General features: G+C 51.2%; 1 protein-coding gene. It reads right to left on the reverse strand.

The window, feature by feature from the left end; genetic code table 11:
• On the reverse strand, window positions 1–362 hold a 362-nt coding region (locus J9892_RS22430; RefSeq protein WP_210539061.1), incomplete at its 3' end, for a helix-turn-helix domain-containing protein.
• Window positions 363–471: the final 109 nt, after the last annotated feature.

A 471-nucleotide genomic window follows, 5' to 3' on the forward strand; every position in this document is an offset into this window, starting at 1 on the left:
CGATTGATTTTTATAGCCAATAGTTCAGTACACCAACGGCTGCGCTGATAACCAAAATCTTGCGGAGAAAACTGCATGAGCAGCACCAGTAAGGTGACAATCTTGGCGATAGGTAAGACTGGGGCACGGCCAGCCGGTAAGGCTTCTAGCGCATCTATGCCTTCATCTCGATACCACCGAAGCCAACGACCGATGGTCGAGCGCGCAGCGCCGGTAAGGTGATGAACATCGGTGATCGTGCGTCCTTCATGTAACAGCAAGATGGCCATCAAGCGACGAGCATGTCCTTTATCACGGGTGGCATGGATGATTTTGTGAATGCGGCGCCGTTGTGGTCGTGGCAGAGGTGGTAGGATAGGCATCAACTCAGTCCTTTGGGTGTGGCTTGTTTTGTTTAGCGACTAATCAGATCGCACAAACTGGACTGAGTTCCCTTCCTCCGGTGATCTACTATTCGGAACAGCTATTTAG

This window comes from Aeromonas sp. Prich7-2, from assembly GCF_017939255.1.
In the GTDB taxonomy this organism is placed as follows: Bacteria; Pseudomonadota; Gammaproteobacteria; order Enterobacterales; family Aeromonadaceae; genus Aeromonas; species Aeromonas caviae.